21 protein-coding genes and 1 tRNA gene are annotated in these 25,080 nt (G+C 69.4%); 11 read left to right on the forward strand and 11 right to left on the reverse strand.

Features of this window, described 5'->3' with window-relative positions; genetic code table 11:
- Position 1: 1 nt before the first annotated feature.
- Positions 2-301 (reverse strand): hypothetical protein, encoded by a 300-nt coding sequence (locus tag A4U64_RS08795; protein ID WP_065922462.1) that lies wholly within the window; start codon positions 299-301, stop codon positions 2-4.
- 411 nt (positions 302-712) lie between these two features.
- On the opposite strand from A4U64_RS08795, the gene A4U64_RS08805 reads away from it, so the two are divergent.
- Both A4U64_RS08805 and A4U64_RS08810 read left to right on the forward strand, forming a co-directional pair.
- Positions 713-1,393 carry a response regulator transcription factor gene (locus tag A4U64_RS08805; protein WP_006947639.1) on the forward strand — a complete coding sequence of 227 codons (681 nt, stop codon included), beginning with the start codon at positions 713-715 and terminating at the stop codon, positions 1,391-1,393.
- Complete coding sequence (locus A4U64_RS08810) at positions 1,390-2,790, forward strand: sensor histidine kinase (protein ID WP_157127576.1); 1,401 nt, start codon at positions 1,390-1,392, stop codon at positions 2,788-2,790. Before A4U64_RS08805 ends, A4U64_RS08810 begins: the two co-directional genes overlap by 4 nt.
- A 418-nt stretch (positions 2,791-3,208) precedes the next feature.
- Here A4U64_RS08810 and A4U64_RS08815 read toward each other — a convergent pair whose 3' ends face one another.
- Positions 3,209-3,949, reverse strand: a complete 741-nt coding sequence (locus tag A4U64_RS08815; protein WP_006947641.1) for a PIG-L deacetylase family protein — start codon at positions 3,947-3,949, stop codon at positions 3,209-3,211.
- A gap of 191 nt (positions 3,950-4,140) precedes the next feature.
- Between A4U64_RS08815 and A4U64_RS08820 the strand changes: the two genes are divergently transcribed.
- Positions 4,141-4,605, forward strand: a complete 465-nt coding sequence (locus A4U64_RS08820) for an ArsI/CadI family heavy metal resistance metalloenzyme (RefSeq protein WP_065923443.1) — start codon at positions 4,141-4,143, stop codon at positions 4,603-4,605.
- A 52-nt stretch (positions 4,606-4,657) separates the two neighbouring features.
- Here the strand turns inward: A4U64_RS08820 and A4U64_RS08825 are convergent, their stop codons facing one another.
- Entirely contained in the window at positions 4,658-5,308 is a 651-nt protein-coding gene (locus A4U64_RS08825) for a sigma-70 family RNA polymerase sigma factor (RefSeq protein ID WP_065922465.1), read from the reverse strand.
- A 204-nt stretch (positions 5,309-5,512) separates the two neighbouring features.
- Between A4U64_RS08825 and A4U64_RS08830 the strand changes: the two genes are divergently transcribed.
- Positions 5,513-6,352, forward strand: coding sequence for a class I SAM-dependent methyltransferase (locus A4U64_RS08830; RefSeq protein WP_006947644.1), 840 nt, complete (start codon positions 5,513-5,515; stop codon positions 6,350-6,352).
- 324 nt (positions 6,353-6,676) lie between these two features.
- Here A4U64_RS08830 and A4U64_RS08835 read toward each other — a convergent pair whose 3' ends face one another.
- Positions 6,677-8,281 (reverse strand): MBL fold metallo-hydrolase RNA specificity domain-containing protein, encoded by a 1,605-nt coding sequence (locus A4U64_RS08835; RefSeq protein ID WP_157127577.1) that lies wholly within the window; start codon positions 8,279-8,281, stop codon positions 6,677-6,679.
- An 818-nt stretch (positions 8,282-9,099) separates the two neighbouring features.
- Here A4U64_RS08835 and A4U64_RS08845 point away from each other — a divergent pair.
- The 3 genes from A4U64_RS08845 to A4U64_RS08855 all read left to right on the forward strand — a co-directional run bounded on the left by A4U64_RS08845 (position 9,100) and on the right by A4U64_RS08855 (position 11,705).
- Complete coding sequence (locus tag A4U64_RS08845; protein ID WP_065923445.1) at positions 9,100-10,227, forward strand: NDMA-dependent alcohol dehydrogenase; 1,128 nt, start codon at positions 9,100-9,102, stop codon at positions 10,225-10,227.
- A gap of 37 nt (positions 10,228-10,264) precedes the next feature.
- Positions 10,265-11,095: a serine hydrolase domain-containing protein gene (locus tag A4U64_RS08850; RefSeq protein WP_065922467.1), complete on the forward strand. Its 831-nt coding sequence runs from the start codon at positions 10,265-10,267 to the stop codon at positions 11,093-11,095.
- A 103-nt stretch (positions 11,096-11,198) separates the two neighbouring features.
- On the forward strand, positions 11,199-11,705 hold the full coding sequence (locus A4U64_RS08855; protein WP_006947655.1) for a DUF3145 domain-containing protein: 507 nt from the start codon (positions 11,199-11,201) through the stop codon (positions 11,703-11,705).
- A gap of 70 nt (positions 11,706-11,775) precedes the next feature.
- Here the strand turns inward: A4U64_RS08855 and A4U64_RS08860 are convergent, their stop codons facing one another.
- The 6 genes from A4U64_RS08860 to aceE all read right to left on the reverse strand — a co-directional run bounded on the left by A4U64_RS08860 (position 11,776) and on the right by aceE (position 20,213).
- Positions 11,776-13,209: an acyl-CoA carboxylase subunit beta gene (locus A4U64_RS08860; protein WP_065922468.1), complete on the reverse strand. Its 1,434-nt coding sequence runs from the start codon at positions 13,207-13,209 to the stop codon at positions 11,776-11,778.
- Positions 13,210-13,308: 99 nt separating this feature from the next.
- Entirely contained in the window at positions 13,309-14,556 is a 1,248-nt protein-coding gene (locus tag A4U64_RS08865; RefSeq protein ID WP_050035391.1) for a KasA/KasB family beta-ketoacyl-ACP synthase, read from the reverse strand.
- A gap of 8 nt (positions 14,557-14,564) precedes the next feature.
- A complete protein-coding gene (gene acpM, locus A4U64_RS08870; protein ID WP_006947659.1) occupies positions 14,565-14,843 on the reverse strand; it encodes a meromycolate extension acyl carrier protein AcpM in 279 nt (92 codons plus the stop codon).
- 115 nt (positions 14,844-14,958) lie between these two features.
- Positions 14,959-15,876, reverse strand: a complete 918-nt coding sequence (locus tag A4U64_RS08875) for an ACP S-malonyltransferase (protein ID WP_029544298.1) — start codon at positions 15,874-15,876, stop codon at positions 14,959-14,961.
- A 128-nt stretch (positions 15,877-16,004) separates the two neighbouring features.
- A complete protein-coding gene (locus A4U64_RS08880) occupies positions 16,005-17,318 on the reverse strand; it encodes a PucR family transcriptional regulator (RefSeq protein ID WP_006947663.1) in 1,314 nt (437 codons plus the stop codon).
- Between the two features lie 42 nt (positions 17,319-17,360).
- Positions 17,361-20,213 (reverse strand): pyruvate dehydrogenase (acetyl-transferring), homodimeric type, encoded by a 2,853-nt coding sequence (gene aceE, locus A4U64_RS08885; protein ID WP_065922469.1) that lies wholly within the window; start codon positions 20,211-20,213, stop codon positions 17,361-17,363.
- A gap of 356 nt (positions 20,214-20,569) precedes the next feature.
- On the opposite strand from aceE, the gene A4U64_RS08890 reads away from it, so the two are divergent.
- The 4 genes from A4U64_RS08890 to A4U64_RS08905 all read left to right on the forward strand — a co-directional run bounded on the left by A4U64_RS08890 (position 20,570) and on the right by A4U64_RS08905 (position 23,527).
- Entirely contained in the window at positions 20,570-20,992 is a 423-nt protein-coding gene (locus tag A4U64_RS08890; RefSeq protein ID WP_006947669.1) for a DUF3052 domain-containing protein, read from the forward strand.
- A 46-nt stretch (positions 20,993-21,038) separates the two neighbouring features.
- Complete coding sequence (locus A4U64_RS08895; RefSeq protein ID WP_006947670.1) at positions 21,039-21,503, forward strand: peroxiredoxin; 465 nt, start codon at positions 21,039-21,041, stop codon at positions 21,501-21,503.
- A gap of 34 nt (positions 21,504-21,537) precedes the next feature.
- Positions 21,538-21,612, forward strand: a tRNA-Val gene (locus A4U64_RS08900).
- 253 nt (positions 21,613-21,865) lie between these two features.
- Positions 21,866-23,527 (forward strand): SulP family inorganic anion transporter, encoded by a 1,662-nt coding sequence (locus A4U64_RS08905; protein WP_221776294.1) that lies wholly within the window; start codon positions 21,866-21,868, stop codon positions 23,525-23,527.
- 56 nt (positions 23,528-23,583) lie between these two features.
- On the opposite strand, the gene A4U64_RS08910 is transcribed toward A4U64_RS08905, so the two are convergent.
- Positions 23,584-25,014, reverse strand: coding sequence for a DUF1254 domain-containing protein (locus tag A4U64_RS08910; protein ID WP_050035387.1), 1,431 nt, complete (start codon positions 25,012-25,014; stop codon positions 23,584-23,586).
- Positions 25,015-25,080: the final 66 nt, after the last annotated feature.

Consider the following 25,080-nt stretch of genomic DNA (forward strand, 5'->3'; position numbering starts at 1 on the left):
CTCAGCCGCCTGATCCGCGGGAGACGCCGTGTGGAGCAGTCACGGCGCTGCGGCCGGTAGCCGGCGCGGGCACTGCGGCCGTGTCCGCTCGATCGGACACGCCGCCGGTAGCAGCGGTCGAGGAAGCGGCCCCGCCGACCTGGCCGGGGTCGGCGCCGGAGTCGGCGAAGCGATCGGGGGCATTGGCGGCCATGGCGGACACGATGGCGAGCACGGCACCGCCGGACAGGATCGAGGCGGTGATCTTGGACCGATGCGCCGGCGACCGCCCCGACAGGTTCGGGTCAGTCGTCGGGTTCATGCTCGGTCCTGTCCGGCTCCTCGTGATCCTCGCTCGACGGCGGTTCGTGTTCGCGCGTCGGTACCGCCGTGCGGGTCGACGTGGGGGTCGTTGCCGGAGTCGGGGCGGAGATGCTCGGTGCCCCGGAAGTGGGACTGCTGGGGACGAGTACCTCGTTCGCGCGTCCGATGTCACTGTTCGAGGAGGTGCTCAGGATCCGGGTGTTGACGGCCAGGGCGGCTGCTCCGATCGCCAGGACAAATAGCACGGCAACAGCCACCGCCACTTTCGATCTCATGTCTTCACCGTAGGGACGGATCGGCGAAGGATGGTCCCGCAAAGATCCAAGATTCGTCCAAGATCACTCGAGGGTTCGTCCCCCGGCGGTGGTCGGATCGACGCCCGGCTCGGTGCGAGCCGATAATTCGGGGCATGCAGGTGCTCGTGGTCGAAGACGACGAATCCGTCGCCGCCGGGGTGTGCGACGGGTTGACCCGTGCGGGGTTCGACGCCCGGTGGGTGGCTACCGGCGCCGATGCCGTCGCGGCGGTGTCCGAGTCGGGCCCGGAGTTCGTCCTGCTCGATCTGGGGCTACCGGACATGGACGGCACCGACGTCTGTCGCACCATTCGCGCCCGGTCGCCGATTCCGATCATCGTGCTCAGCGCCCGCGGGGAGGAAATCGACCGGGTTCTGGCATTGGAATTGGGCGCCGACGACTACGTGGTCAAACCGTTCGGAATGCGCGAACTCATCGCCCGTATCCGCGCCGTCGGACGGCGGGTCGGCGCACCCGGGGAGACAGCCCACGAGCACACCGGCATCCGCACGATCGGGGGCCTGACCCTCGACCGCCGTACTCGACGGGTGCACCTGAAGGAACGAGAGATCCACCTGACGCCGAAGGAATTCGATCTGCTCAGCTACCTGTCCGAGGATCCCGGTGCGGTGTACCGGCGCTCGGACATCCTGCACCAGGTGTGGGGTGCCAACTGGTACGGCACCACCAAGACCGTCGATGCCCATGTGGCCGCCCTCCGTAAGAAGCTCGGCGACCCCTGCTGGATCGAAGCAGTCCGCGGGGTCGGCTTCCGGCTCGGGGATCGTCCGTGAGATGGCGGTTGATGGCCGCGTTCATGGCCGTCACCTTCGTCGTGGTGGTAGTACAGGACGTCCCGCTCGGCAACTACCTGATGCAGGTCGAACGCGAACGCATCACCACCTCCCTCGAGCGGGACGCGTTCTTGCTCGCCGGCCGCAGCGAGGACACTCTCGAAGCCAGGACCGGAATCGATCCGGCACTGGCCGCCGACACCCGGCGCTATCACCGTGCCAGCGGCGCCCGGGTGGTGATCGTCGACGCCGACGGCACCGCCGTGCTGACCTCCGACGACGACCAATCCAGCGCCGGCGCCTCCTATCTGTCCCGCCCAGAGATCAGTGCGGCACTGTCGGGACAGATCACCTCGGGCCAACGCCGTTCGGACAGTCTCGGCACGGACCTGCTGTACGTGACGGTCCCGGTTCTCAGCGGCGAGAGCGTCGTCGGCGCTGTGCGGCTGACCTACCCAGCCCAGGTGGTGACCGACCAGGTCCACCGGCAACTACGCATGCTCTGGCTCGTCGCCGGCATCACCGTGCTCCTGGCCGGAATCGTGGCCGTCCTCATCGCCGGCCCCGTCACCCGCCGTTTGCAGCAGCTGCGCCGCACCACCGAACAACTCGCCGAAGGCGACCTGGCGGCACGCACCCCCGAGCACGCCGGGGCGCCGGAGATCCGCAGCCTGGCTCGCTCGTTCAACCGGATGGCCGACCGGCTCGAGTACCTGCTGCGCCAGCAACGCGCGTTCGCCGGCGATGCCTCCCACCAGTTGCGCACCCCGTTGACCGCCCTGCGCCTGCGCGTCGACAGCGCAGCCGACCTCGTCGAGTCCGATCCCGATGCTGTCCGCAGCACCCTCGCCTCGGCCCAGGACGAGGCCCTGCGGCTACAGCACATCATCGATGCACTCCTGGTGCTCAGCCGCGCCGACGACGCCGGCACCGCACCCCAGCAGATCGACCTGGCCGAGATCGCGCGCACGCGCGTCGAACAATGGGCACCGCTCGCCGACGAATCCGACGTCCGGCTCACCGTGACAGCACCCACGGCCGCGCTCACGTTCGCCGTGCCCGGCGCCGCCGAGCAGATCATCGACAACCTCCTCGACAACGCCCTGGCAGTGTCCGACCCCGGATCCACCATCGAGGTCACCGTCGCCCCGGTCGCCGCCGCCGATGTCGTCGACTTGCACGTCCTGGACCAGGGCCCCGGCCTGTCCCCGCAGGACTGCCTCCGGGCCTTCGATCGGTTCTGGCGTGCCCGCACCGACACCGAAGGCAGCGGACTGGGCCTGGCCATCGTCGCGCAACTTGCCCGTGCCAGCGGAGCCACCGCCGAGCTGCTACCTCGCACCCCGAACGGGGGCCTCGATGCCCATATCCGGTTTCGTGCGCCCGCGTGCCGTTAGCAGAACTGCACCACCGACCCCGCAGGGACCACGTGCATCGACGAAGAACGCGTGCGCACACCCTCGCACCACCGTGCCGGTAGCGTCGGTGACAGCGGAGCAGTGCGCCGTGGCGGCGATGGGCGAGAGCGTTCGAAATCCCACCGGTTTCCCACCATCCACATCGAAACCGGACATCGGAATCGGTGCCGCCCGTTTCTCGCCACTGCCGTCCACCCAGTCCTACCGGCCTGCTGGATGGTTCGGTGCCCGCCGGGAAAAGTCTGAATTCGCTTGCCTCATAATCGATTCGGTCGCGAATTTGGGCCCGCCCGGCCCGCCGTTTTCCCGGCCCGGAAGTCGGCACCGGGCGCTCGGGCCGGACGAAACGTGGACGGTGGCGGCGCAGGTGCCGGCGGACCCTCCGGGATTTCGACCGTCACACTCCCTGGAGCCGGATCTGCTGGAAGGCGACGGCATGCTGCACGCCGATGCGCGCTCCGGCCGCCGCGGTGAACTCGTGCAGGAATGCCGCGGGATCGAAGTCCCGGCCCAGTCCGTCCAGATAGGACCGGTGGGCGCGCAGTGACTCGATACCGGCGTCGAGGCTCTCGGTGACGTCGACGGCGTGCGAAGGCTGGTTCGCGCCCATGAGGTACACGAGGCCGACCTCGTCCCACGGTGGCAGGTTCTCGTCGAGCAGCTCGGGGAAGATCCAGCGGTTGCCGGCGTCGCGCGCGGCATCGAGCACCGCGACGCCCACGGCGCGGTGGTCGGCCTGGTTGATGATCCGACCACCGTTCAGGCCGTAGGTCGGCTCGTACGTGGCGGTGATCAACACCTCCGGACGGAACCGCCGGATCTCGCGGGCTATGGCGCGGCGCAGGTCGAGTCCGTATTCGACGACACCGTCGCGGTATCCGAGGAACGTCACGTCCTCGACGCCGACCACGGCGGCGGCGTCGAGTTGCTCGCGGCGTCGCAGCGGTGCCGCCTCGGCGGGAGTACGGCCGTCGATGCCGGCCTCGCCGTCGGTGGCGATGACGTAGGCCACCGACTTGCCCGACCGGGTCCAGCGGGCGATGGCGCCGGCGGCGCCGTACTCGAGGTCGTCGGGATGGGCGACGACGGCCATTGCGCGGTTCCAGTTCTCGGGCAGCGGGGCCAAAGTGGTGTTCATGACGGCACCTTTCGTGACAGTGGCTGGGTCTTCTTTCCGACGTTGCAGCGGCGCGAGGGACGCATCCTCGGGGCGCGGGTGCCGGTGGGTGCGTCCGTCGGGGGCGGCAGTCGTCAGTAGGGAGGACACACGGTGACGAGAATCCGCGGTGGATTCCCGGGCCGGTGTCCCGATTTCGAGGAGTGACCACCATGCCTGCTACCCGAGTCCAGCTCGCTCTCAACGTCGAGGACATCACCGCGGCGACCGAGTTCTACACCGCGCTGTTCGGGGTGTCCCCGCACAAACAGCGCCCCGGGTACGCCAACTTCGCGATCGAGGATCCCCCGCTGAAGCTGGTGCTGATCGAGAATCCCGGTGCGCGCGAACGCCTGAACCACCTGGGGATCGAGGCGGCCGGCTCCGAGGAGGTGTCCGGAGCGCTGGCCCGGTTCCGCGCCGCCGGTCTGACCGCCACGGTGGCCGAGCAGGATCTGTGCTGCCATGCCGTGCAGGACAAGGTGTTCGTCGACGCGCCGGACGTGCCCAACGGGTGGTGGGAGTACTACGCCGTCACCGACGACAACCCCGCCAACCCGGACGGGCTGACGGGCTCGGCGTGTGCGGTTGCGTGCGCGAGTGAGGACAGCCCGGTCGCGGGTGCCTGCTGCGGCTGACAGCACTCGCCCCGGTGGGCCGTCCTGCGACGGCACACCGGGGCGCGCCGGATCAGCGGGGGCTGCCGGCGCAGCGGCAGTCGGTCGGGGCGGTGTAGTCCATCGGCATCCCGTGGGCATCGAGGGTCAGCGCGCAACACCGTCCGAGCAGCTCGGCCAGCTTCCGCCGGCCGCGTTGGACGCGGGACTTCATTCCGGACACGGATACGCCTTCGAGGGCGGCGGCGTCGGCCTGGGTCAGTCCTTCGAGGTCGGTCAGCTCGACGGCTCGGCGCTGCTCGGGGGAGAGCCCCTCGAGCAGCGGGCGCAGGCAGGTGGCCAGCTCCCGCAGCGTGGTCGCCGCGTCGTCGTCCCATTCCTGCCCGGCCTGGTCGGGTGCATCGCCGGTGAGCGGCGCGAGCCGGTCCCGATCCCGGGCGGCCCGGCGGTAGTCGTCGATGATCGCGCTGCGGGCGATCCGATACACCCACCGGATCAGGTGCTCGCGGTCCTCGACACGGCCGAGGTTCTTGTGGACGCGCAGCAGGATCTCGCCGAGCACGTCGTCGGCGCGGTCCGGATCCGCGATCCGCCGGTGCACGAAGGCGCGGAGCTGCGCACCGAACTCGCGCCAGACGGCTTCGGTGGTCATGGCTTCGGTGGTCCTGGCTTCGGTGGTCACGGCGTCCGCGCCGGCCGCGGAACTGGTCGATGCCCTGGTCATGGTCTGGTCCTCCGGGGAAGGGGCGCTGTACGGGCGGTGTCCCTCACAGACGACGGTACCGGCGAAAGGACGCAGGTCCCCTGCCGAAGTCGCCGGTGCCGGCACGCCCCGTCCGGGTCGGGTGTGCGTCCCCGCGGTGGCGGTGACGTCTGTGTGGATGCCAGTGCGGGGCACGGTCCCGCAACACCGGACGAAGGAGTAACCATGACCGGCACCGTGGAACGTGACGCCGACCGGGCGCTGAAGGCCAAGCACCGGGCGCTGTGGGCGGCCGGGAACTATCCGGCGGTCGCGGCCGACCTGATCCCGACGTTCGGCCCGACGCTCGTCGCCGCGGCCGGGGTGACGGCGGGCCGGCGGGTGCTCGACGTGGGCGCCGGATCCGGCAACGCTGCCATCCCGGCCGCCGAACGGGGCGCGATCGTCACCGCCGCCGACCTGACGCCGGAGTTGTTCGTCGCGGGCCGCACAGCCGCGGCGGAGCGGGGCGTGGACCTCGAGTGGGTGGAAGCGGACGCCGAGGCCCTGCCGTTCCCCGACGGCAGCTTCGACGTCGTGCTCTCGAGCGTGGGGGCGATGTTCGCACCCCACCACCAGGCCGTCGCCGACGAGCTGCTCCGCGTGTGCCGGCCGGGCGGGACGATCGCGATGATCAACTGGACGCCGGAGGGCTTCATCGGTCAGCTGTTCCGGCTCATGGCCCCGTATGCGCCGCCACCGCCGCCCGGCGCTTCGCCGCCCCCGCTGTGGGGCGACGAGCAGCACGTCCGGGAGTTGTTCGGCGATCGGATCACCGACCTGAGCATGGATCGCCGAATCGTGGTGATGGACCACAGCGCGGATCCGACCGAGTTTCGCGAGTACTGGAAGCACAACTACGGTCCGACGATCGCGGTGTACCGGTTCAACGCCGTGGACCCCGACCGGACCGCAGATCTCGACCGGAAGTTCCTGCAGTTCCTCACCGACTGGAACCGAGCCGGGCAGCCCGGCCGGACCGCGTACGACGCCGAGTACCTGCTGCTCACCGCCCGCAAGAGGTAGCCGGCCCGGTCGGTGCGGGCGTTCACCGCAGCGCCACGCCGACCTCGTGCGGCCGCGGCAGTAGTGCCGAAGGGGAGAAGCAGCAGGGGTGCCGAAGAGGAGAGAACAGCAGGGGTGCCGAAGGGAGAAAGCGAAGCCCCGCCGGCTTCGCGCGTCGTCGCCGGCGGGGCAGGGCCACTGTGCAGGGGGGATAGCGGCCGGATCCGAGCGTATTCGGCCTGCGGGGCGATGTGAAGTAGAACGGCCCATTCGGGTAGGGCATAAGGTCCCGATCGGTGCAATTCGGGCGACCTTCGGCGATGTGGCTCTCGCTTCGGGCTCGGTTCAACCCCGTTTCGTCCGCCGCCCCGCGTCGCGGACGTCCGTGTAGCTGTCCAGGATCTCGTGGATCTCGGCGATGGCCTTCCGGCGCGAGCCGGCATCCGCGATGCGCGCGAGCTGCTGTTTGAGGCTCACCGCAAGTTCGGCGTAGTCGTTCTGCCAATCGCGGCCGGTCAGGCGTGGCATATCCGCGCGGGCGGGGTGTATTCGCGTGGCCGGGGTGCCGGGCGCCAACAGGTAGCCTTCCCCCATCGCCGGGGTGATGATCGACAGCGAAGGGTCGACCTCCCGCACCAGTTCGGCCAGCGCAGCGACTGCCTCCGGTTCGCCGTGCGCGAGGAACAGGCTGCCCGACACGGGGCTGCGCGCCTTGATCCAGTCCAGCAGTTCGGTCTGATCGGCATGGGCGGAGTAGCTGTCGATCCGGCGGATCTGCGCTCGCACGTCGATGTCCTGACCCGAGATGCGGACGCGCTTCGCGCCGTCGAGGATCACGCGGCCCAGCGAGCCCTGCGCCTGGAAACCGACGAACAGGATCGTCGAATCCCGGCGGTGGAGATTGTGCTTCAGGTGATGACGGATGCGTCCCGCCTCGCACATGCCCGAGGCGGCGATGATGATCGCGCCCGACATGTCGTTGATCCGCTTGGAGACGGCAGCGTCGTCGACGTAGTGGATCGCGGGATGGCGGAAGATGTCCTTCCCCTCGAGGTCCTCGAGCTCGCCCGCATGCTCGGCGAACACCGAGGTGGCGCGGTTGGCGAGCGGTGAGTCGACGAACACCGGCACCGCGGGGATGCGGTTCTCGTCGGCGAGGTGTGCGATGTCGAGCAGCAGCTCCTGCGTCCGTTCCAGCGCAAAGGCGGGGATGACGAGATTACCGCCGTGCCCGACGGCCCGGTGGATCTCCTCTTCGAGCAGGTCGCGTCGCTGGTCGATCGTCATCCGCACCCGAGTCCGATTGCCGTAGGTGGATTCGCAGACGACATGGTCCGATCCGGATGGGCCCTCGGGATCGGGGTGGAACGCCTTCTGCGCGGGGCCGAGGTCGCCGGAAAAGAGCAGGCGCACGCCCCCCGCCTCGATCTCCGCCGATGCGGCACCCAGGATGTGCCCCGCGTTCCACAGTCGCGCACGAAAGCCCGCGGCGGGCTCGAACCACTCCTCGAGTGCGACCGCACGGGTCTGCCCCCACGCGGCGAGCGCATCCTCCTCGGTGTAGAGCGGGACGAACCGCTTCTCACGCGTGCGATCGCGCCGCCGGTTTCGCCGCTCGGCCTCGAATTCCTGGATGCGCCCGGCATCGGCGAGCATGAATTCCAGCAGGTCGGCGCTCTGGCCGGTGCAGAAGATCGGTCCGTCGAAACCCTGCGCCACCAGCTTGGGCAACAGGCCGCAATGATCGATGTGGGCATGGGTGAGGACCACGGCGTCGATCTCGTGCGGCGCGAACGCGAAGTCGCTGTGGTTCAGCTCCTCGAGGCTGCGTGAGCCCTGGAACAGGCCACAGTCCACCAGGATCCGCGTGTCGCCGAGGGCGACCTCCATGCACGAGCCGGTCACCGTCTTCGCGGCACCGTGGAAGACGAGAGTCGGATGTTGCCTCACGCGCAGCTCCTACGGAATCGCCCGCCGAAATTGCAGGTACGACAGCCAAGCTATCCGAACATCCGGGTCGGGCAGCCCTGCTTGGAAATCTCGCGGCTTCGGCGGCGCCGGTCGGGCCCGGAGGTCTTCACCCGCGGCTTCACCCCGGGCCGTGAATATCACCCCGGCTATCACCCTCGTCGGCCGTTACGTCCGCCGGCGGCCGGTCGATGGACATCGTGGTGGCGCCGGGCACCCCGACGCTCGGCGTCACCGCATACCGGACGCCCCCGCCTCGAGCAGACGGGGCGGGGGTGTTCGTCGCGTCAGTCCCGCGAGTCCGCGCACACGCCGGTGCGGAGTCGCTCGCCGCGTGCCGCACGGTGCGGTGATCGCCGTGGCCCGTTCGTCCGCCGCGGGGCGGACCGCGGCGACCGGTGCTCGGCTCTGAGGGCGATCGCTGCCCCGACGATCGTGGCAACCACCGCAGCAACGGCCACCCACGCGACGAGCAGCGACGCGATCACGTTCATGCCGTCTACACCGCTGCCGGACGGCCGAGGGTTACGCGGTTCCCGAGCTTCACCCTGCGATTCACCCTGGTCCGAGTCCTGTTCGCGCGGTCGGTCCGGTTTGCCCCGGCCGGCGGGGAGGGTTCGGTGACCGTGGGCGGAGTCCTGGGGGGCGGTCCGGCTTTCGGCTGCCGTGTCCATGCGGAGTCCCCACCCGGGACCGGGCGGGGACCCGGCAGCGCGCCACACATAGAACCTGTTCCAATTTCGCCGTCTTGTGGCTATGGTCACATGCGTACACACGCACTGTGACGGAGGGCGATGCAGATGAAGACCAAGGGCGCGATCCTGTGGGGTCTCAACGAGCCGTGGTCGGTGGAGGAAATCGAGATCGGCGACCCGGTCGCGGGTGAGGTGCAGATCCGCATGGAGGCGGCGGGCATGTGCCACTCGGACCACCACATCGTCACGGGAGCGACGCCCATGCCGTCCTTCCCGGCGATGGGTGGCCACGAGGGGTCCGGTGTCATCACCAAGGTCGGCGAGGGAGTCGTGGGCCTCGAAGTCGGCGATCACGTCGTCCTGTCCTTCATTCCGGCCTGTGGCCGCTGCCCGTCGTGCGCCACCGGCCACTCGAACCTGTGCGACCTCGGCGCCGGCCTGCTCAGCGGCATGGCCATCTCCGACGGCACCTACCGGATCCGGGCACGCGGCCAGAACGTGATCCCGATGTGCCTGCTCGGTACCTTCGCGCCCTACATGACGGTCAACCAGACCCAGGTCGTCAAGATCGACAAGGACATCCCGTTCGAGCTGGCCGCCCTCGTCGGCTGCGGCGTGCCCACCGGCTGGGGGTCGGCCACCCACGTCGCAGACGTCAAGCCCGGTGAGGCTGTCGCCGTCATCGGCATCGGGGGTGTGGGGATGAGCGCGCTGCAGGGCGCCGTCGCATCCGGGGCGCGGCAGATCTTCGCGATCGACCCCGTGCCGTGGAAGCGGGAGCAGGCCCTGAAGTTCGGCGCGACGCACGCCTACGCGTCGATGGCCGAGGCGCTCATGCCGATCATGGAGACCACCTGGGGCCGCATGGCGGACAAGACGATCATCACCGTGGGCGAGATGCGCGGCGAATACGTCGAGGAGGCCCTGCAGCTGACGGCGAAGAACGGCCGCTGCGTGGTCACCGCGATGGGGCATATGACGGACATGGACGTGAAGCTGAACGCGTTCCTGTTCGCGATGCTGCAGAAGGATCTGCAGGGCAACATCTTCGGCGGCTGCAACGCGCGGGTCGACATCCCCAACCTGCTGGCGATGTACAAGTCCGGACAGCTCAACCTCGCGGACATGGTCACCCGCACCTACACCCTCGAACAGATCAACGACGGCTACCAGGACATGCTCGACGGGAAGAACATCCGCGGCGTCATCAAGTACACCGACGCCGATCGGTGATCGCGCGGTAGCCTGCGCCGTCTTCTAGGCTGGGTACGTGAACAGCCTGGACGCGATCTCCGACTGGCCCGTCGACCACGCCGCCGCCGCGGTTCTCACCCGCGGCGGCGGTGTCGTCGCCGGGCACGGCGACCAGTTGCGGCTCTACCGTCTCGCGTCGGTCACCAAGCCGCTCGTCGCCTACGCGGTCCTCGTCGCCGTGGAGGAGGGTGCGGTCGAGCTCGATCAGCCCGCCGGTCCGGCGGGGTCCACCGTCCGCCATCTGCTGGCACACGCGTCGGGACTCGCCTTCGACGAACGCCGGGCGCAGGCCGAGCCCGGGCGCAAACGGATCTACTCGAGCGCGGGCTTCGAGATCCTCGCGGAGCTCGTCGCGGGTGAGACCGGCATCCCGTTCCCCGAATACCTCACCCAGGCCGTCTTCGAGCCGCTCGGCATGCGGGAATCGTCGCTGCCGGGACCCGCCGGGCACGGGGGACAGTCGTCGCTCGCCGACCTGACGCACTTCGCCGCGGAGCTGCTCGCGCCCCGCCTGGTGTCCGCGCAGACTCTCGCGGAGGCCACCCGGGTGCAGTTCCCGGGGCTCGACGGGATCGTGCCCGGATACGGCATGCACAAGCCCAACGACTGGGGGCTCGGGTTCGAGATCCGCGGCCGGAAGAACCCGCACTGGACCGGTTCGGCCAATTCGCCCGAAACGTACGGGCACTTCGGCCAATCCGGTACATTCCTGTGGGTCGATCCCCGCGCGGAGATCGCGTGTGTCGCGCTGACCGACAGGGCTTTCGGCGACTGGGCCAAGCCGCGGTGGCCGGCCCTCGCGGACGACGTACTCACCGAATTCTCAAATTCCTCATCCGTTCCCTAGCGAAACAGGAGTAACACAGGCAGACTGTCCCCTGTCGCCATGCGCGACCGCTTCGATGTCAGGCCGTTGGGGAAGACGTCCCTCGTCGAAGTGGAGGTGTGTAGTGCGCGCGTCGAACCAGTTCGCGGATGCGACGACCGGGGTGGTCTACATCCACTCGTCGCCTGCTGCGGTCTGCCCGCATATCGAATGGGCACTGGCCGCCACCCTCGATTGCCGTCCGGATCTCACCTGGATCGGTCAACCGGTCGACGTCGGACAACTGCGCACGACTGTGAACTGGGCGGGTCCCGTGGGGACCGCCGCACGCCTCGTCGACGCCCTCCGGGTGTGGCCGATGATCCGCTTCGAGATCACCGAGGACCCCAGCGACGGCGTCGACGGCGAGCGCTACAGCCACGTGCCGGGACTGGGGCTGTGGCGCGGCAACACGAGCGCGAACGGGGACGTCGTGGTCGGAGAGATGCGGCTGCGGGCGCTGCTCGCCGGCGGCAACATCGAGGAGGAACTGACCCGGGTGCTGGGAACGGCCTGGGACGAGGCGCTCGAGCCCTACCGCAGCGGCGGCGAGGGCGCCGAGGTGACCTGGTTGCGCCGGAACGTGGGGTAGGCCGCTGCGCGGCCGGTGCGTCCTTTGGGCTGCTGGGGCAACCCGAAAGACGCACCGGCCGCGCAGCCGCCTACAGCGGGATGTTCTTGTGGCGGCCGCGGCACGCGGGAGCCGCGGCCAGCGCCTGGGCGAGGGTGCTGCGGGTCGTCGCCGGATCGATCAGTTCGTCGACGACGCCGATCGACATCGCCCGGCCCACGCCGCCGGCGATGGCCTCGTGCTCGGCGGCGAGACGGTCGTGCAGTGCCTCCCGCTCCTCCTCCGGCGCCGCGGCCAGGGCCCGCTTGTGCAGGATGCCCACCGCCGCCTTGGCGCCCATCACGGCGACCTCGGCGTCCGGCCAGGCGAACACGGCGGTCGCGCCCAGTGCGCGCGAGTTCATCGCGATGTAGGCGCCGCCGTAGATCTTCCGGGTCACCAGCGTCACGCGGGGCACCTCGCACTCGGCGAATGCGTGCAGCAGCTTGGCTCCGCGACGGACCACGCCCTCCCACTCCTGGCTCACGCCGGGCAGGTAGCCGGGCACGTCGACGATGACGACGAGGGGAACGCCGAAGGCGTTGCACAGGCGCACGAAACGCGCGGACTTCTCCGCGCTGACGGAGTCCAGGCAGCCGCCGAGACGCAGCGGATTGTTCGCGATGACGCCGACCGTGCGTCCGCCGAGCCGGCCGAAGCCGGTGACGACGCTCCGGGCCCATCCGGCCTGCAGTTCCTCGAAGGTGGACTCGCCCTCGACGTTGTCGAGCAGCTCGTGCACGATCGGGCGGACATCGTAGGCGCGGCGGGGGGATTCGGGCAGCAGCGCCCGCAGGTCGGTGTCGCCGCGACGGGCGGCGTCGAGGTCGAACTCGCCCTGCTCGGCGAGCATCGACACGAGGCGACGGGCCCGGTGCAGGGCGTCGTCCTCGTCGTGGGCGGCGATGTGGGCGACGCCGGACTTCTTGGTGTGGGTGTCCGGCCCACCGAGGGATTCCATGTCGACCTGCTCGCCGGTGACGCTGCGCACCACGTCGGGGCCGGTGACGAAGATGCGGGCCTCGGGCGCCATGATGACGATGTCGGTGAGTGCGGGGCCGTAGGCGGCGCCGCCCGCCGCGAAGCCGAGAACCACGGAGATCTGGGGGATCCGGCCGGAAGCGCGGACCATGGCCTCGAAGATCAGGCCGACGGCATGGAGGGAGTCGACGCCCTCCGCGAGCCGAGCGCCGCCCGAGTGCCACAGCCCGACGATCGGGACGTCCTGTTCGAGGGCCGTGTCGATGGCGTCGACGATGTGCTTGCAGCCGTCCACGCCCATGGCGCCACCCATCACGGTGGCGTCCGAGCAGTACGCGACGGTCCGGACGCCGTCGATGGAACCGATCGCGGCGAGCATGCCGGACTTGTCCCGGGGGTGCAGCAGGCTCAGGGTGCCCGCGTCGAACAGTCGCTCGAGCCGCCGGAGCGGATCGCGGGGGTCGACGGCGGCGTCGCGCGTCTGAGCAGGTTCCAGGACGGTCATCGCGTTCTCCTCGGGCAAGGCAAGAGCGGGGGATGGGCGCCGGGGGTGGGGGTCCCGTGACGAGACCCCCACCCCGACGGCGAGCGAAGTCCGGTCGGGTCAGGCCCGGCCGAACGCGAGCGCAACGTTGTGCCCACCGAAACCGAACGAGTTGTTCAGCGCGAAATCGATCCGGCCGTAACGGGCTTCGCCCTTCACGACGTCGAGATCGATCTCTGGATCCTGGTTGTCCACGTTGAGCGTGGGCGGGATGACCCCGTCCCGCAGGCTCAGGACCGTCAGGACCGCTTCGAGCGCGCCGACCGCACCGATCGAATGCCCCAGGGCTCCCTTCGGTGCATACACCGCGGCATGGTTGCCGACCGCGGAATTGATCGCCTTCGCCTCGGCGATGTCGCCGATGGGTGTGGCCGTGGCATGCGCGTTGACGAAGCCGATGTCGGACGGCGACAGGCCGGCGCCACTGATGGCCTTCGTCATGGCACGCGCCGCGCCCGTCCCCTCGGGATCGGGTGCCACGATGTGGAATCCGTCCGAGGTGATGCCCGCACCGAGCAGGCGGGCGTGGATGGTGGCGCCGCGCGCCTTGGCGTGCTCCTCGGTCTCGAGCACCATCAGCGCGCCTGCCTCGCCGAAGACGAAGCCGTCGCGGTCCTTGTCGAACGGACGCGACGCCCTGCTCGGGTCGTCGTTGCGGGTGCTCAGCGCCCGCATCATGGCGAAGCTGGCGGTGGCGACCGCGTCGAGCTGACCCTCGACGCCACCGGCGACGACGATGTCGGCATCGCCCATCGCGATCATCCGGTAGGCGTGGGCGATGGCCTCGTTGCCGGACGAGCAGGCGGACACCGGCGTCAGCACGCCGGCCTTCGCACCGAGCTCGAGGCCCACCGTCGCCGACGGGCCGTTCGGCATGACCATCTGCACGGCGAACGGGGACACCTTGCGGTAGCCGTCGTTGCGCAGCTTGTCGACGGCGTCGATGAGCGCTTCGCCGCCACCGAGACCGGTGCCGATGACGACACCGAGGCGCTCGCGGTCGACCTCCGGGCTGCCCGCGTTCTCCCACACGGTGCGGCCGAGGCCCAGCGCGAGCCGCTCGACGAAGCTCATCCGGCGGATCTCGACGCGCGAGAGGGTTTCGTCGGGGCTGGTCTTGAGCTTGCCGCCGATGCGAACCGGCAGGTCGAACTCGTCGACGAAGCCGGTCAGCGTATCGATGCCGCTCTCACCGGCGAGCAGGCCCTTCCACGTGGCATCCACGTCACCAGCGATCGATGTCGTGGCCGCGAGGCTGGTGACGACGACGTTGGGGAATGTCCCGGTGCGGGGAGAGGCGGAAGTCACGGTTGAGCTCACTCGTTGTCGTTCGTGGCCTGGACGCCCTCGGCCTCGAGCTTCTGGATGTAGGCGACGGCGTCACCGACGGTGCGGAGGCCGGCGAGGTCCTCGTCGGGGATCTTCACGCCGTACTTGTCCTCGGTCTGCACGGCGATCTCGACCATGGACAGGGAGTCGATGTCGAGGTCGTCGACGAAGGACTTCTCGACGGTCACCTCGGAGGGCTCGATGCCGGTGACCTCTTCGATGATCTCCGCGAGACCGGCGATGATTTCTTCCTGGGTGGCGGCCACGTTGTGGCTCCCTTCTTCGTTTCGTCTTGCTGATCGGACCGGGTGGCGGATTCCGCCCGGATTCCGGGTGCCCGTCGAGGGCAGGTCCCGTACTGCGCGACGCGCGCGCAGCAAACTAGCCGACGCGGAGCGATTCGGCCAGCGCTGAGATCTCCTCAGGGGTCTTGAGTGCCGTGGTCGGCGTGCCGCGCATCTCCCGCTTGGCGATGCCGACCAGGGTGCCGGCCGGGGGAAGCTCCACGACCGCCGAGACCTCGGCCGCGCGCAGGGTCGCGGTGCACAGGTCCCAGCGCACCGGTCGGGTGACCTGCGCGGCAAGCTTGGTCAGTGCGTCCGCTCCGGATGTGACAGGTGCCCCGTCGGAGTTGGACAGCAGCGTGCGGGTCGGATCGCTGGGCACGATCTTCGCCGCGGCCTCGGCGACGGCTTCCTGGGCCGGGGCCATGAATACGGTGTGGAAGGCGCCGGCGACCGGCAGGGGCCGGATCCGGGCCTTCTCCGGAGCGTTCGCCGCGAGCTCCTCGAGTGCCGTGAGGCGACCGGCGGCGACGATCTGGCCGGCCGCGTTGATGTTGGCCGGCGTCAGGTCGAGTTCGGCCAGCCGGGCGAGCACGTCCTCTTCGTTGCCGCCGAGCACGGCCGACATCCCGGTCGGCTCGATCGCGCACGCCCGGGCCATCTCGGCACCGCGGACGGCGGCGAGCATGACCGCCTCGTCCGCGCTGATGACCCCGGCGATTGCCGCGGCCGCGAGCTCGCCGACCGAATGGCCGGCGACGATCGTGTCGTCCGGGACGAGGTTGCGGGCCTCGAGTTCCTCGTAGGCCAGCAGCGCCGTCGCGACGACCAGCGGCTGGGTCACCGCCGTGTCGGTGATCTCCTCGGCCGTCGCGGTGGTGCCGAGGCGTTCGAGGTCGAGGCCCGAGGCCTTCGACCACAGCTGGATGCGATCGCGGGCGCCGGGCTGCTCCAACCAGGAGGCGAGCATGCCGGGTGTCTGGGAGCCCTGACCGGGGGCGAGCAGCGAAATCACGATGATCAGAGAACACCCTGGACAGGGCCTTGCGAGATGTCGGTAGGGATGAACTCTCGCTTGCTGTTTTGTAGGGTTCCCACAAAACAGCACGTCGGCGTCCACCATCGACGGAACGCCGCCTCCCGTTACGTGCCCGGTTCGCGCAGTGTGAAACGGGAGACTGGTGGGACTGGAGTTCGTAATTCGTTATGACTTCGAGCCAGCCTTCCCACGGTGGCGGCTATCCGCAACACGTAAGCATCACGGGGATTCGTGGGGTCGCGGCCGGTGACTTCTGTGATCCGCTTGAGCCGGTACCGGACGGTATTTGGATGAACAAACAGCTGTCGGGCACAGGTCTCGACAGCACCCCCACAGTCGAGGTATGCGTCGAGGGTGTCGGCCAGCGCCGGACCCGCCTCGGTGAGCGGAGCCACCACGTCGTCCTCGAGCGCGGCGATCGCCCCCGCGTCGCCGAGCAGCGCCCGCTCCGGCAGCAGTTCCGCCGCGTGCACCGGCCGCGGCGCTCCCCGCCACCCGGCCACCGCCTCCATGCCGGCCATCGCCTCGACCGCGGACGCGTGCGCCGACGCGAGGGTCGGCGTGGTAGGACCGATCACCACCGGGTCGTCGGAAAAGCTGCGCATCAGCTCGGAGCGGAACGTCATCGCCTCGATGCTGCCGTGCAGCTCCCCGCTGACCACCATCACGAGCCGCTCGCCCTGCACCACTGCCAGCGCGGCGCGGCCGTGCTGCTGCGCGATCGAGTGCACGGTCGTCACGACCGACACACCCTCGTTCGGCGGGGGAGTGCCGATGATCACGGTGGCCGGCGCCGTCGCATCCCAGTTCAGCGTCGCGGCGCGCGAGAGCATGTCCGAACCGGTGTCGCCGCGGACCACCGCGTCGACGACCAGCGCCTCGAGGCGGGTGTCCCAGGCGCCGCGGGACTCGGCCGCGCTGGCGTAGACCGAGGCTGCGGCGAAGCCCAGTTCCCGGCCGTAGCGCAGCGTCGCCTCGGTCAGTGCGACGAGCTGTTGCTCGTTGCGCGCCAGCGCGGGCAGCCACTGCTCGAAGAACTCCATGGCGGCGCGGACCATGTCCACGGTCTGGCGCAGCGTCAGCCGCCGCGCCAGATCCTGCGGGATCACCTGGAACGCGTCCAGGCTGAACCGCAGATCACTGTCGGGGTTGCGCACCCATTCGAGGAAGTCGACGACCGCCGTCTGGATGATCAGCTGCACGTTGGATCGCTGCGACGCGTCGAGATCCGCGAAGAACGGCAACTGCTCCTGCATGGCGTGGACGGCCTCGGTGGACAGCCGCCCGGAGAACTGCTTGACCCGGCGCAGGAGCGCGTCGGGCAGGGGATCACGCTCCGGCCGCGCCGGCGGCACCGGACGCCCGGTAGGGACGCCCGGTGCCCGCCTCGGACGCGGCTCTGCGGGTTCTGCGACCATGGGACGAAACTACGCCCGTCGCCCGCGGCGGAGCGGGTCGGATCAGGCCACGCCGGGATCCGAGGTCTGCTCCGGAGCCGCCGCCACGTCGTCGATGCGGTACCGCCGGGCCGCCTCGACCGCCTGCGAGCGATCGATCGCGCCGTCCCGGCCGAGGGCGGCGAGCACCGCGACCACCGTCGACTCCGCGTCGATGTTGAAGAACCGGCGCGCGGCCGGGCGGGTGTCGGAGAACCCGAACCCGTCGGCGCCGAGCGTCGTGTAGTCGCCCGGCACCCACTGCCGGATCTGGTCCGGTACCGCGCGCATCCAGTCCGAGACCGCCACGAACGGACCGGCGGCGTCGGCGAGGACCTTGGCCACGTACGGCGTCGGAGCGTCGGCACCCGGGTCGAGCAACGCCTGCCGCTCGCACTCGACGCCGTCACGGCGCAGCTCGCCCCACGAGGTCACCGACCACACGTCCGCGGCCACGCCCCATTCCTCGGCGAGCATTTCCTGCGCCCGCAGCGCCTCGGGCATGAGCACACCGGAGGCGAGGATCTGCGCCTTCGGCCCGGAGCCCTCGCCGCGCCGGTACAGGTAGATGCCCTTGAGCAGGCCCTCGACGTCGAGGTTCTCCGGCTCGGCCGGCTGCACGTACGGCTCGTTGTAGAGGGTGATGTAGTAGAAGATGTTCTCGCCGCCGAACCCGTCGACACCCTCCGTGCCGCCGTACATGCGGCGCAGACCGTCCTTGACGATGTGCGCGAGCTCGTAGGAGAACGCAGGATCGTACGACACCACCGCCGGGTTGGTGGACGCCAGCAGCAACGAGTGCCCGTCGGCGTGCTGCAGGCCCTCACCGGTGAGGGTGGTGCGGCCGGCCGTCGCGCCGAGCACGAAACCGCGGGCCATCTGGTCGGCCGCCGCCCACAGCCCGTCGCCGGTGCGCTGGAAGCCGAACATCGAGTAGAAGATGTACAGCGGGATCATCGGCAACCCGTGCGTGGCGTACGAGGTGCCGACGGCGGTGAACGATGCGGTGGAACCGGCCTCGTTGATGCCCTCGTGCAGGATCTGCCCGACGACGCTCTCCTTGTAGGCGAGCATCAGTTCCGCGTCGACCGACGTGTACAGCTGGCCGTTGCGGTTGTAGATCTTCAGCGACGGGAACCACGAGTCCATACCGAAGGTGCGGGCCTCGTCCGGGATGATCGGCACGATGCGCGGACCGATCTCCTTGTCGCGCAGCAGCTCCTTCATGATGCGCACCAGCGCCATGGTGGTGGCCACCTGCTGCTTGCCGGAGCCCTTGCGGATCACCTCGTAGGCCTTGTCGTCGGGCAGCGTCAGCGGGGCCTTGGCGGTACGGCGCTCGGGCAGGAACCCGCCGAGCGCGCGCCGCCGCTCGAGCATGTACTGGATCTCCGGGGAGTCGTTGCCCGGGTGGTAGTACGGCGGCATCTTCGGGTTCGCCTCGAGCTCGGCGTCCGAGATCGGGATGCGCTGCAGGTCGCGGAAGTACTTGAGGTCCTCGAGCGTGAGCTTCTTCATCTGGTGCGTGGCGTTGCGGCCCTCGAAGTGCTTGCCGAGGGTGTACCCCTTGATCGTGTGCGCGAGGATCACCGTCGGCTGGCCCTTGTGCGCCATCGCCGCCGCGTACGCCGCGTAGATCTTGCGGTAGTCGTGGCCGCCGCGCTTGAGGTTCCAGATCTCCTGGTCGCTGAGGTTCTTGACCAGTTCCTTGGTGCGCGGGTCGCGGCCGAAGAAGTGCTCGCGGACGAAGGCGCCGTCGTTGGCCTTGTAGGTCTGGTAGTCGCCGTCCGGCGTCGCGTTCATCAGGTTGACCAGCGCGCCGTCCTTGTCGGCGTGCAGCAGGGCGTCCCACTCACGACCCCACACCACCTTGATGACGTTCCAGCCGGCGCCGCGGAAGAACGATTCCAGTTCCTGGATGATCTTGCCGTTGCCGCGGACCGGACCGTCGAGGCGCTGCAGGTTGCAGTTGACCACGAACGTGAGGTTGTCCAGACCCTCGGTCGCCGCGACGTGCGCGAGACCCCGCGACTCCGGCTCGTCCATCTCGCCGTCGCCGAGGAACGCCCACACGTGCTGGTCGGAGGTGTCCTTCAGGCCGCGGTCGTTCAGGTAGTGGTTGAACCGCGCCTGGTAGATCGCGTTCATCGGGCCGAGGCCCATCGACACCGTCGGGAACTCCCAGAAGTCGGGCAGCAACCGCGGATGCGGGTAGGACGGCAGGCCGCCGCCCTGGTCGGCGTGGCTGGCCTCCTGGCGGAACCCGTCGAGCTGCTCGGCCGGGATGCGGCCCTCGAGGTAGGCGCGGGCATAGACGCCGGGAGAGGCGTGACCCTGGATGAAGATCTGGTCGCCGCCGCCGGGGTGGTCCTTGCCGCGGAAGAAGTGGTTGAAGCCCACCTCGTACAGCGCCGCGGAGGAGGCGTAGGTGGAGATGTGGCCGCCGACGCCGATGCCGGGGCGCTGCGCGCGGTGCACCATGATCGCGGCGTTCCACCGGATGAAGGCACGGTAGCGACGCTCGACCTCCTCGTCGCCGGGGAACCACGGCTCGTTCTCGGTCGGGATGGTGTTCACGTAGTCGGTCGAGGTCAGTGCCGGGATCGAGACGTGCCGCTCGCCGGCACGCTCGAGCAGGCGCAGCATCAGGTACCGGGCACGCGCAGGACCGGCGGACTCGAGCAGCCCGTCGAAGGACTCGAGCCACTCCGTGGTCTCGGCCGGGTCTATGTCCGGCAGGTAGGAGGCCACGCCCTCGCGGATGACCCGCACGCGGCCGTCGGAGGCCCCGCTGGTGTTCGGCGAGGATCCCGCTTCCGAGGCGCCTTGTGTGGCGGCGCTCGTCGAGGAATCGGGCTCGTGGATCAGGTCTGTCAACGTCTGCTCCTCATCGTGGTGGGGCGCGCAGGTGTGGCGCCCGCTCCGTAGGCCGGCTCTTGTGGGAGCCGACTCATCGACATCTGAACGAGATGCACTGCTCATCTTCCCCCATCGCGCGGTGGGAGGCATCCCCCCGGGTGTGAAGCGGCCGCGAGGCGGGTATCCGGACCGTTCGACTCCGCGCGGCAGAATCGGCGGTGCGGAGCTCCTCGCGGTAACGTCCCCGGAAGAATGTTGTGACTTTCCTTGCGATTCGGCTTGCGTTGAGCCCCCCGAGGATGTTCGCTTTGAAAAATCGCTCGTGACATCCGGTACGCGGCAGGCCCGCGGCCCAACCGAAGGAGGACACCACCGTGGTCGCCGCGGCGGACGCCCAGAACTACGTTCAGAAGCTCGGTATCACCCACGACCAGGTGGTTCAGGAACTCGGTTGGGATGAGGACACGGACGACGACCTGCGGGCCGCCGTCGAGGACACCATCGGATCGGACCTGCTCGACGAGGACTCCGACGAGGTCGTCGACGTGGTGCTCCTCTGGTGGCGCGACAGCGACGGGGACCTCGTCGACGCGCTCATGGATGCGATCGGCCCGCTCGCAGACGAGGGCGTCGTCTGGGTGCTGACCCCGAAGACCGGCCGCGCGGATCACGTCGAGCCCAGCGAGATCGCCGAATCGGCCACGACCGCCGGCCTGACCCAGACCTCGACCGCCAACCTCGGCGACTGGGTGGGCAGCCGGCTGGTGCAGCCGAAGGCCGCCCGCACCAAGCGCTGAGCGCACCGCTCAGTTCACCTCCACCGAAGTAAGGACGACCGACGCGATGGCGATCGAGGTGGGTGCCGAGGCGCCCGATTTCACACTCAAGGACCAGAACAACCAGGAAGTGACCCTGTCGAGCTTCCGCGGGCACAAGAACGTGCTGCTCGTGTTCTACCCGCTGGCGTTCACCGGGGTCTGCCAGGGCGAGCTGTGCGCCGTGCGGGACGACCTGCCGACGTACGAGAACGACGACACCGCGATCATCGCCGTCTCGGTGGGGGCCTCGCCCACGCACAAGATCTGGGCCGCCGAGCAGGGCTACACGTTCCCGCTGCTGTCCGATTTCTGGCCCCACGGCGCCGTCGCCCAGGCCTACGGCGTGTTCAACGACAAGTTCGGTTTCGCCAACCGCGGCACGTTCGTCGTGGACAAGGACGGCATCATCCGGTTCGCCGAGGAGAATCAGCCCGGCGAACCCCGTGACCAGGGCGCTTGGGTGCGAGCGCTGGCCGCGCTAAAGTCCTGAGGCACAGTCCGGCGGCGCGAGCCGTCGGATTTGCGGGCGTGTAGCTCAGTGGTAGAGCTCTGGTTTTACACACCAGCGGTCGGGGGTTCGAAACCCTCCGCGCCCACCAGGGGAGTGGCGGTGAAAGACCTGGTCAGCGGCCGGTCCCTCACCGCTCGAGGGGGCTTCTGCCCACCCGACATCCACTGCAGGGCCTTTACGTTGACACCCGCGGACACGGCCAGGCCGGGGCCGCGGTGTGCCGGGGATCGTGCGGCGTCACCCGGGGTCTTTGGGCTCTGTCGTGGCCGGGCCGGGTTTGCTGTGCTCGTGTTGTGAAGGTGCCGCTGCTCACGTCGTTCGAGGGCTATCGGGCCAACCAGATGGGACGTGACCTGCTGGCCGGCCTGACGGTGTGGGCGGTTCTGGTGCCCGAGGCCCTCGCGTACGCCACGATCGCCGGGGTGTCCCCGGTGATCGGCCTGTATGCCGCGCCCGCGGCGCTGCTCCTCTACGCGCTGTTCGGCAGCTCCCGGCACCTGGTGGTGGGGCCGATGGCGGCCACCGCGGCGCTTTCGGGTGCTGCTGTTGCCGGCATTTCCGGTGACGCCGATTCGGCAGCGCTGACGGCCGGTCTGGCGCTGCTGGTTGGTGCGCTCGGGATTCTCGCGGGGCTGTTGCGTCTGGGGTTTCTGGCTTCCTTCATCTCCGAGCCGGTGCTGAAGGGGTTCATCGTCGGCTTGGCGCTGACGATCATCGTCGGCCAGCTCCCGAAGCTCTTCGGAGTCCCGAGGGGAGAGGGGGACTTCTTCGAAAAAGCCTGGCACCTGGTCACGTCGCTGGGTGGGACGAACGGCTGGACGTTGGCCGTTGGCGCCGGCTCCCTTGCGGTCGTACTGGTCCTGCACAGGGTGTCGCCCCGGCTGCCCGCACCGCTGGTCGCGGTCGTCCTGGGAATCGTCGCCGTCTCGGTCCTCGGCCTCGACGCCAAGGGAGTGGAGATCGTCGGGCGGATCGAAGGCGGGCTACCTCCGCTCGGGCTCCCCGGCCTCCCTGGATCCGACTACGTCACGCTGCTCGCGTCGGCGGCAGGGATCCTGCTGGTGGCGTTCGCCGAGGGCGTCGGAGCAGCCAAGAACTACGCCGCCAAGGAACACTACGAGATCGATCCGAACCAGGAGCTGCTCGGGGTGGGCACAGCGAACATCGGCGCGGGACTGTCCTCCGGGATGATCGTCAACGGGTCCCTGTCGAAGACCGCGGTCAACGTCTCGGCCGGGGCGGTGTCGCAGATCTCTGGCATCGTCGTGGCGGCGCTGACGGTGATGACGCTGCTGTTCCTGACCGGTCTGTTCGCGAACCTGCCGGAGGCCACCCTCGCCGCCGTGGTGATCGCGGCCGTCACGAAGCTCGTCGACTTCCGGACGCTGCGCAAGTACGCGCGCCTGGCGACCCCGAGCCTGCGGCGGATCTACGGCGTCGCGGCGTACGCGGACTTCCTCGCCGCGGCGAGCGCCATGGTGGGTGTGCTGGTCTTCGACATCCTTCCCGGGCTCTTCCTCGGTGTCGCGGTGTCGGTCCTGCTCCTGCTGTTCCGGGCCTCTCGGCCCCACGTCGCCGAGCTGGGCCGCACACCGGACAAAAGCCGCTGGGTCGACCTGCAGCGCCATCCCGACGCGCTCACTGAGCCCGGAATCGTGGTGCTGCGGCCCGAGTCCGGCTTGATCTACGCCAACGCCGACAACGTGGCAGCGGCCGTACGCGGCCATGTCCATGACGACACGCGGGCCGTCGTCCTCGACACCGCAGCTGTGCCGGGAATCGACATCACCGCCGTCGAGATGCTGGACCGGCTGTATGCCGACCTCGAACACCACCACATTCGGCTGCTCTTCGCCGGCGAGATCGGCCAGGTGCGCGACCTGCTCAGCGCGACCGGCATCGCCAGTGTCGTTACAGACGCACACCCGACCGTCGACGCGGCCGTCACCGCGGCCCGTCGCAACCTCGACCACCCGCCGGACACCGACCAGAAGTCGGCGTGACCTCCCTGACGGCCGGTGGAGAGGCACCGGCCGTCAGGGCGGACCATTCCCGGTTGCTACGCGAGCGGTTCGATGTCGGGCAGTCTCCATGTCTTGTCGAACCACGGTTCCAGCGGACCGTAGAGCCGGACTATCGCGAACCAGCTCTTGCCGGGCAGGGTCTGGATCCAGTTGCGGCTGCCCTCCGGCCGTTCGGGACCGAAGTGGACGTCGACGGAGCCGTCCGCGTTCGAGATCATGTCGCGGTCGCTGGCAACGGTGGGCCATTCCTGGTCGGTCTGCAGCATCGACCGGGTCTGGGTGTCGTAGACGACGATCGACCAGAAGGTGTTGACCGGCACGTTCGGCGGGACGTGCAGCCGGTAGGTCCTGCCGCCGTCGAAGTGCGCGTCGGTGGCGTCGACGAACGCCGTGACATACTGCGATCCGGCGCCGACCATCTCCGTCAGGTACGCCGGACTCGATCCGCTCCCTATGAAGCCGAGCGCGGCGGCGGTGTCGAGCATCGCGGCGCCATTGTCCTGGAACTGGTAACCGGCGAAGAGGAAGACCCGCCAGGCGCCGTCCGGGTAGTAGCGTGCCTCGGGCTGGCGGACCCGGTAAAGGAGCGCGCGGGCGGTCGCGTCGCCGACCGCGGCTGCCTCGGTCAGGATTGCCCGCATCCGCTCGTCGGGGTCGAACGGTTTGCCGTGCTGGATCCCGACGGCGGCGAACATCCCCAGCGTGACCGGGTCGGATGACTCCGGCAGCTCGGACTGCACCACCTCGTTGAGCAGCTCCCAGTACTGGTAGTCGGCGGCCGGGATGGTGACCCACGGCTCGAAGGAGACGTTCACGAATCGCATCGGCGGCGGGTCGTCGGCCTGAGCCAGCGGGTAAGCCCGGGTCTTCGCCTTGATCATGTCGGCGGCCGGATGCGGGTCGCCGTGCTCGTCGCGGAAACCGCGCGAGACGAGGCACATCCCGTAGCTACGGGACCGCACCACGAAGTAGCCGTCCGGGACCTCGCCGTCGTATGCAGGCGGCAGGAACAGGTACTTGCCACCCTGGCCCTTGTCGGGTCCGGTCGCGCCGATGTCGACGACCCAGCGCCCCCACGAGTCGTCGATCAGGCCGTACACGTCGGGCGGGGCGTCCAGGACGAGGGGTCCATCGTGGAGGTCGATCCACATGTAGAAGTACACAACGGTCGTGTGCATCGCCGGTCCGACGGTGCACGGGTGGCACAGGTCCTCCCAGAGCGCCATCGTGGTGTTCGCCGGGCCCCAGCGCAGCAGCCCCCGGCGCCACGCCGCCCACGACACCGGATGCTGCGCCAGCAGGTACGCCTGCACCGCCCGCTGGAAGTCCAGGTTGTCGAACAGTGTCCGGGTCGTCTCGTCGTCCGGGACTCCGTCGAAGGACCGCAGCGTGCCCAACCGGGTGCGGACCTCGTCCGGCATCTCGATGCCGGGCGGAATCGGGGTGCTGTTCGCATGTGAGGTCATCGCGTCCTCCTGTGTCGATAGCCCTTGCCGAGATTCTCCGCCGCCGACCCGACGGCTCGCGCCACC

The organism is Rhodococcus sp. WB1 (genome assembly GCF_001700945.1).
Lineage (GTDB): Bacteria > Actinomycetota > Actinomycetes > Mycobacteriales > Mycobacteriaceae > Rhodococcus > Rhodococcus aetherivorans.

Excerpts from the sequence above, each read along its gene's own strand:
- A4U64_RS08795 (WP_065922462.1), bottom strand. The coding sequence starts at position 301 with ATGAACCCGACGACTGACCCGAACCTGTCGGGGCGGTCGCCGGCGCAT.
- A4U64_RS08805 (WP_006947639.1), top strand. The coding sequence starts at position 713 with ATGCAGGTGCTCGTGGTCGAAGACGACGAATCCGTCGCCGCCGGGGTG.
- A4U64_RS08815 (WP_006947641.1), bottom strand. The coding sequence starts at position 3,949 with ATGAACACCACTTTGGCCCCGCTGCCCGAGAACTGGAACCGCGCAATG.
- A4U64_RS08820 (WP_065923443.1), top strand. The coding sequence starts at position 4,141 with ATGCCTGCTACCCGAGTCCAGCTCGCTCTCAACGTCGAGGACATCACC.
- A4U64_RS08825 (WP_065922465.1), bottom strand. The coding sequence starts at position 5,308 with ATGACCAGGGCATCGACCAGTTCCGCGGCCGGCGCGGACGCCGTGACC.
- A4U64_RS08830 (WP_006947644.1), top strand. The coding sequence starts at position 5,513 with ATGACCGGCACCGTGGAACGTGACGCCGACCGGGCGCTGAAGGCCAAG.
- A4U64_RS08845 (WP_065923445.1), top strand. The coding sequence starts at position 9,100 with ATGAAGACCAAGGGCGCGATCCTGTGGGGTCTCAACGAGCCGTGGTCG.
- A4U64_RS08860 (WP_065922468.1), bottom strand. The coding sequence starts at position 13,209 with ATGACCGTCCTGGAACCTGCTCAGACGCGCGACGCCGCCGTCGACCCC.
- A4U64_RS08880 (WP_006947663.1), bottom strand. The coding sequence starts at position 17,318 with ATGGTCGCAGAACCCGCAGAGCCGCGTCCGAGGCGGGCACCGGGCGTC.
- A4U64_RS08895 (WP_006947670.1), top strand. The coding sequence starts at position 21,039 with ATGGCGATCGAGGTGGGTGCCGAGGCGCCCGATTTCACACTCAAGGAC.
- A4U64_RS08905 (WP_221776294.1), top strand. The coding sequence starts at position 21,866 with ATGGGACGTGACCTGCTGGCCGGCCTGACGGTGTGGGCGGTTCTGGTG.
- A4U64_RS08910 (WP_050035387.1), bottom strand. The coding sequence starts at position 25,014 with ATGACCTCACATGCGAACAGCACCCCGATTCCGCCCGGCATCGAGATG.